The 6,067-nt window shown below is 33.4% G+C and carries 9 protein-coding genes, 2 rRNA genes and 1 pseudogene; 8 read left to right on the top strand and 4 right to left on the bottom strand.

Annotation, left to right across the window (positions count from 1 at the left end; translation table 11 throughout):
• The 8 genes from A9G41_RS00160 to A9G41_RS00140 all read left to right on the top strand — a co-directional run.
• On the top strand, positions 1 to 301 hold a 301-nt coding region (locus A9G41_RS00160; protein WP_143425378.1), incomplete at its 5' end, for an integrase core domain-containing protein.
• 81 nt (positions 302 to 382) lie between these two features.
• Positions 383 to 748, top strand: a complete 366-nt coding sequence (locus tag A9G41_RS00155) for a hypothetical protein (protein WP_065582010.1) — start codon at positions 383 to 385, stop codon at positions 746 to 748.
• A 108-nt stretch (positions 749 to 856) separates the two neighbouring features.
• Entirely contained in the window at positions 857 to 1,135 is a 279-nt protein-coding gene (locus tag A9G41_RS13740) for an RHS repeat-associated core domain-containing protein (protein ID WP_141675184.1), read from the top strand.
• 233 nt (positions 1,136 to 1,368) lie between these two features.
• Entirely contained in the window at positions 1,369 to 1,734 is a 366-nt protein-coding gene (locus A9G41_RS00150) for a hypothetical protein (RefSeq protein ID WP_065579970.1), read from the top strand.
• Positions 1,734 to 2,168 (top strand): hypothetical protein, encoded by a 435-nt coding sequence (locus A9G41_RS00145; RefSeq protein WP_065582009.1) that lies wholly within the window; start codon positions 1,734 to 1,736, stop codon positions 2,166 to 2,168. Before A9G41_RS00150 ends, A9G41_RS00145 begins: the two co-directional genes overlap by 1 nt.
• Before the next feature lie 186 nt (positions 2,169 to 2,354).
• On the top strand, positions 2,355 to 2,573 hold the full coding sequence (locus A9G41_RS14870) for an RHS repeat-associated core domain-containing protein (protein ID WP_218057936.1): 219 nt from the start codon (positions 2,355 to 2,357) through the stop codon (positions 2,571 to 2,573).
• A 6-nt stretch (positions 2,574 to 2,579) separates the two neighbouring features.
• Entirely contained in the window at positions 2,580 to 2,939 is a 360-nt protein-coding gene (locus A9G41_RS14865) for a hypothetical protein (RefSeq protein WP_218057935.1), read from the top strand.
• A gap of 94 nt (positions 2,940 to 3,033) precedes the next feature.
• A complete protein-coding gene (locus A9G41_RS00140) occupies positions 3,034 to 3,411 on the top strand; it encodes an SMI1/KNR4 family protein (protein WP_065582008.1) in 378 nt (125 codons plus the stop codon).
• A 148-nt stretch (positions 3,412 to 3,559) separates the two neighbouring features.
• On the opposite strand, the pseudogene A9G41_RS00135 reads toward A9G41_RS00140, so the two are convergent.
• From A9G41_RS00135 to A9G41_RS00120, 4 genes and pseudogenes are all read right to left on the bottom strand, one after another.
• Positions 3,560 to 4,734: pseudogene (locus A9G41_RS00135) on the bottom strand (IS256 family transposase).
• A 19-nt stretch (positions 4,735 to 4,753) separates the two neighbouring features.
• On the bottom strand, positions 4,754 to 5,080 hold the full coding sequence (locus A9G41_RS00130; RefSeq protein WP_218057934.1) for a hypothetical protein: 327 nt from the start codon (positions 5,078 to 5,080) through the stop codon (positions 4,754 to 4,756).
• A 400-nt stretch (positions 5,081 to 5,480) separates the two neighbouring features.
• A 5S ribosomal RNA gene (gene rrf / locus A9G41_RS00125) occupies positions 5,481 to 5,596 on the bottom strand.
• A gap of 170 nt (positions 5,597 to 5,766) precedes the next feature.
• A 23S ribosomal RNA gene (locus tag A9G41_RS00120) occupies positions 5,767 to 6,067 on the bottom strand; the annotation flags it as partial.

Below are 6,067 nucleotides of genomic sequence, written 5' to 3'. Positions count from 1 at the left end.
AAATTCAGTTGAGTTATTTCATTCAGATAGAGGAAAAGAATTTGATAATCATCTACTTGATGAATGTTTAAAGGAATTTGGCATTGAGCGTTCATTAAGCCATAAGGGATGCCCTTATGATAATGCCGTTGCTGAAGCAACATTTAAAGCGGTGAAAACTGAATTTGTATCAAACACGATTTTTGATTCACTTGAACAGCTCAGGCTACAATTTAATCACTATGTGGATTGGTTTAATTATAATAGACTCCATTCGTCTTTAAATTACCAGTCACCCATTGAATATAAAATGAATCTATGACCTTATCTTTTTGGTACTAAAAAGTGTGGACATACCAATTCAAAGTCACTGGCTGATCATAAAAAAATAAGTTGTTAAAAAATGAATATACAACATATAGAAATAGCAGATTGTAATATTTTGGAGACTAAAATATTTTCTAATGAAATTAAGATATATTTTGAGTCAGTCTACGATCTAGAGAAAAAACAGTACATCAGTAATATTAGTTTGTCAGTTTTTAATTGGTCATTTTTCCAAGCAAACATTTTTATTGTCAATGATTTGAATAATAGTTTTGAACAAAAAAAGTTACTTAGACATGAATTAGAGTTTTTTGAATATATTCAGAAAATATTTATTGAAAAAAATAATCTTATATTACAGGGATACAGTAAAGAATCTGGATATTGGCTAGAGTATTGTTTCGTAGATAGTGATTTTTACTTAGAACCATATTTAACATAAAGATAGCAACATATATATTAGGTATAAAACCGGAAAAGTTAACCGATTCAAATAGCAAAATACTGAGAGTATGCCGCTACCAGCTCTGGAGTAAACGGATTCAGGAAATTGAGCACGGAATCAGTAGCGCAAAACCTTAGATATAATGGACAATATTTAGGTAGAGAAACCAGATTGCATTACAAAACTTTCAGATTCGGATGTAGGATATTGACTATGCCCGCCCCAATTGGATTAGTTGCTGGGTTTAAACTGTATGAGTATACGCCTAATGGGTTGACTTGGGTTGATCATTTAGGAATGAATGCTCACCATATAAGGCAAAAAGCAATTATGCAAAATCTTGTCAAAGGGTATGATCCCTGCTACTTTATTTCCCAGAGCTAGAACATAGGCTCCTTAAAAAAGATGAAGTTGAAATTGTTGCACGTAGTAAAATTAACTCTAAAACAGGAAAACAATTTAGTAGTATTAGAAAGTTATTAGCTAGAGATATACGTAAGCTAAGAAGGGGTTACCCACAAATACCCAATAGCGCTTTTCAGAAATTAATCGCCAAAAATAAAGAAATGTATCCAGAAATGAATAAAGCAAAACCTAATAGAAAAAGAGGTTGTTAAATGGGTAAAATAAGAAAAGATGAATTAGTAGTTACCTCACTCTTATCTGAACTTTTAGATGATGCACTTGAATATTATAAAATTCATTTAAGTGATTCAAGTGAATCTACAAACGTTAATGATCCTTTTGCAAGAGCAAGAAGTATTATCACAAAGCTATCAGATAAAGACCAAGAAAAGATTTTTAATTTTCTGCGTATAGTAATAGTAGATACAATGTCTGCGGTTTTTGGAACCATAGACGGTACACATTTCCCACCGAATATTAGTGGTGATTTCATGCTTGAGTATGATGGAGAAGAAATACAAGGTTCATTGCAAGATGAGCTAATTGCAAAAGCAGAAGAGATTGGTGTCTATGATTAATGAATTCATCATTAAAAAAAGTAAAAAATTTCTTTTACGATACCTCTAAACGACTGGTAAGCCAAAAACACAGTAGACAAGGTTACAACAATCCCATCCAATTAGAACATGAGGTATTTATGGCTTTAGATTTTATGGCATCAAATAATCAAAAGAAAATAGATGAAAACACACCGATATTTTCACTTGGAAAATCTGATCATGATTTATTATTCAATAATGCGATACCATTAAATCAATACCCAATAATAAAAAAATTTGATGATTACTATGCTGATACTACTATTTTATATGGAGAAATTCAGCCCTTAATAAAAGAATTAGAAAGCCTTATTAAAACAAAAAAGCTACAGCTTGAATCAATTATTCATTTTATTGATTTTCTGGAAAAATCATTTAATAATGGTTTAAATGTATATATATTCTGTGACTAAGCGACCTGATTAATACCTCAAAATCAAAATAAAGCGAGCTCTACAACCATACCTACTTCTTGTGAGATGGCTTAACAATAATTAAGAAAACCGGCCTGAATCATCCTACCAGCCTATATATCTATACCGACCAGAACAGCTACGAACCGCTAGCACGTATAGGCACAGACGGCAACCAAGAACAACATATCCGCTATTTCCACACCAATCTGCACGGCTGTCGGGAAGAACTTACCGATACAACAGAATCTCAGATATCAAGGACAATGTTTAGACAGTGAAACCAGTTTACATTACAATACTTTCAGGTACGATAATCTGGATATAGGACGCTTTACACAACTGGGTTTGATTGGACTGTTGGGTAGATTTAATCTGTATCAATATCCGCCAATCAAATCGTAGGGATTAATATGTAAAGCTCCAAATGGATATAAAAAAGGCGATGTAAACATACATGGTAACTTATCGCCTAATGCAAATAGAGCTTCAGGCCATAAAAACACTAGATCTGATGCATTCGTACAAAGCCATCATCCAATACAAGCTGCTTGGACTAAAAGAAATATAACTAGTTATCGAAGAAATGTTGCACCAGCGGCATTATTACAATCTTTTTCTGGTTTACTACATGCTAACATTAGTCATGCGCAAAGAACTAGAAACTCACTTAATGGAGAATGGAATACAACCTTAAAACAAGAATTCAATATAAGTTACAGAGAAATGCTTCACGCCGGTGTACCTAAAGCACAAGCAAAAAAGCGTTAAATGATTCTTACAAATATTTCGATAGCATTAGAAATGCTAATATAAATAATCCTTTTTTTGACTTATAGAATATTAATTGAATGGTAAATTTTTTATGGAAAAGAAATCAATTATAGAAATATTGTATACTCTTGAAAAAGAAATGAATATCAAATTTCCAAGTTTATATGTACGATTTTTGTCAGAAGAGGTTCAAGATAAAGAGCCGTATGAATTAACCACTGAAAAAGAAGAATATATATACATATATAACATATATGACATTCAAGAAAGAAATGATGTACATAGTATACAAAACATTGCACCCAATTATTTTTTAATAGGTCAAGATGGTGATGTAGGCTATTTTATATACGTCAAGAAAAATAATGAGTCTGATAATATATATAGTTTGGATTTAGGTGCTTTAGGCTCTTTAGAAATGAATAACGAGGCAACTGATATTTATCATTTAGGGAAATATATCGAATGACATATTTTTCAACACAAATAATACTAACCATATAATTTTATTATAGAATTAAGAATTACAACTAAAATATAATGTCTTGAAAAATGATTATGGAGAAGTGTCTTAACCGATAGAAAAGACCCTATCCTCAATTTTGTGTATTTGCCAGTTAGAGGTAACGGGTAATTTTGTCACCAAATTCTACAATAAACTGGCTCATTGCGCTTTTCCAGTTTTGGATCGGTATAGTTCATTTTTTGATGCTTGTCGGATAGCTAAATAAATCACATTTTTCACCGAATCATCCGTCGGGAAAACTTGCGTTTTTTGTAGCATGGCGAATGATGCTGTTCAGTGATTCTATGGCATTGATGGTGTAAATTGCCTTACAAATATTTTTCGAATAGGCTGTCAAATTATCCCAATGACATCGCCATAATTGACTTATGTAGCTATATTTTTCATCTCACACCGATTCAAGTGAGATAAAGCTTGTAAGGCTTACTCTTCGGTTCTAGCTTGATTAATTGCTTTAAAACCTTTAGCAATGCTTTATAGTATTTCCAACTAACAAGCTTTAAACTATTACCCACCCTATGCAAGGTACAGACACGGGATAAACGGTGTTAATTGCATCAGGAAAACTTTTTTAAACTATCAATACAAGTAATTAAAATATATTCCACTCCTCGATTCTTCAGTCCAGCTAAAACCGATAACCAAAACTTAGCCTTTTCATTTTCAGCTATCCAAGATCCTAATAGTTCTTTATTCCCCCCTCAGAGTTGATGGCTAAAGCTAGAAAAATCAATTTATTGATAATACAGCCACCTTGACTGACTTTGACCGCAATACAGCCTAAGTAAACAATGGGATAAAGCGTATCCAACGGTTTATTTTGCCACTCAATCACTTGCCTTTTAACCGTATCGCTCACCTTTGATATCAAGGCTAGAGAGATATCAACATCATATATCTGTTTAAAGTTTTTCAATTTCTCGTGCGGTCATGCCTTTGGCATACAGGAATAGAATTTGATGGTTGATTTTATCAATCTGAGTTTAATATTTTTTATTAACTATGGTTCAAATGAGCTTTCTTTATCCCGTGAGATGGATAGTTCTAACTCACCATCATCACTAATGGCTGTTTTTTTACTATAGCCTTACGATAATTACGACCTAACTTTTTATGATGTTTATCATACCCTAAGTGTTGGATTATTTCCGTATTTAACACTGCCTCAATGATGAGTTTATTTAAAAAGCAGGTTAATTTACCCAAATCGTCTTGAGTTTTTATGTTTTTAGCTAACTCAGTCGCTAACTCTTTTAATTTTTTTATCCATTTTTATTTACAGGGTCTATTTTTTATCTGTTACTGATATGTATTTAGGTTTTTTTCTACTTAAATTATCTAGTAAACTTTTATTGTCATCTTTCCACCAATATTCTTTATATATAGCTGGTTGTTTAAACTCATAAATACTAACTAAACCTAGTAAACCTGACGGGGAATCCGCCATAAAATCCCAACCATTTCTTTCGGCACAGTACATTTTTAATCTTTCGTCATACCAGATTTGGTACCCTTTTTTATTCAATATATTGAATACAGTGTTTGATATATTTGAATATTCAGATAATGCCGGCATAAAATCAACCCTATTTAATAATTTCAATAGCTTCATTAGGAATTTTCCCTTTGAAGAGTCTTTCAATTGCTCTTGTAACTGCTCCTCTAAAATAGTACAGTAAAAAAGTAGAAAATTCTCTATGATAAAAACAAAAGGGGGATTTAATTATAAAAAAATGACTGAACATCAAACCGTAGCTTTTTAAAAGAAGCTGAGGCTGGTTTTTCCAGTTAGAGAACTGTGCGGTAAATAGGACATGGATAATTCGGTTTTTTATCAATGATTAATGAACTCATTTCATTCCAACATCAATTCAACATCAACTTATCATCTTCAATCCGTTATTCTTCGGACTATCCGCTCTAGATATTACTATACAAATCAGAGCTCCATTAAATAAAATACCAAACGTAAAAAAGCCCAGCATCGCTGCTGAGCTTCACTAAATTTAAAAGTCTGGCGGCACCCTACTCTCACATGGGTAATACCCACACTACCATCGGCACTACGGCGTTTCACTTCTGAGTTCGGCATGGGGTCAGGTGGGACCACCGCGCTATTACCGCCAGACATATCCTGTCTTCTCTTCTCTCAATTACCATGTATTATCTCATATCCACAGCAATTGCTCAATCCGGAACAAACTGCTCTCTCATTTATTAAACAATTTAAAGTCAATCTCTCTAAATATATCAACTTCAATCATCCTATCGCGTAACTCCAAAACAACTCCGAGTTGTAAGGTTAAGACTCTCGGTTCATTAGTATCAGTTAGCTCAATGTATCACTACACTTACACACCTGACCTATCTACGTCTTAGTCTCAAACGGACCTTACTGAATCTCTTCAGGGAAAACTCATCTCAAGGCTAGTTTCGTACTTAGATGCTTTCAGCACTTATCTATTCCGCACGTAGCTACCGGGCAATGCAATTGGCATCACAACCCGAACACCAGCGGTGCGTTCACTTCGGTCCTCTCGTACTAGAAGCAAACCCTCTCAATTTTCCTACGCCCATGGCAGATAGGGACCGAACTGTC

This window comes from Gilliamella sp. Nev5-1 (assembly GCF_001690895.1).
In the GTDB taxonomy this organism is placed as follows: Bacteria; Pseudomonadota; Gammaproteobacteria; order Enterobacterales; family Orbaceae; genus Gilliamella; species Gilliamella apicola_C.
The sequence above is the reverse complement of the archived record's forward strand: the minus strand, read 5'-3'. Positions and strand labels throughout refer to the sequence as shown.

Bases quoted from the DNA above. Each gene is read 5' to 3' on its own strand.
- A9G41_RS00140 (WP_065582008.1), top strand. From the start codon at position 3,034: ATGGAAAAGAAATCAATTATAGAAATATTGTATACTCTTGAAAAAGAA.
- A9G41_RS00150 (WP_065579970.1), top strand. From the start codon at position 1,369: ATGGGTAAAATAAGAAAAGATGAATTAGTAGTTACCTCACTCTTATCT.
- A9G41_RS00145 (WP_065582009.1), top strand. From the start codon at position 1,734: ATGAATTCATCATTAAAAAAAGTAAAAAATTTCTTTTACGATACCTCT.
- A9G41_RS00130 (WP_218057934.1), bottom strand. From the start codon at position 5,080: ATGAAGCTATTGAAATTATTAAATAGGGTTGATTTTATGCCGGCATTA.
- A9G41_RS00155 (WP_065582010.1), top strand. From the start codon at position 383: ATGAATATACAACATATAGAAATAGCAGATTGTAATATTTTGGAGACT.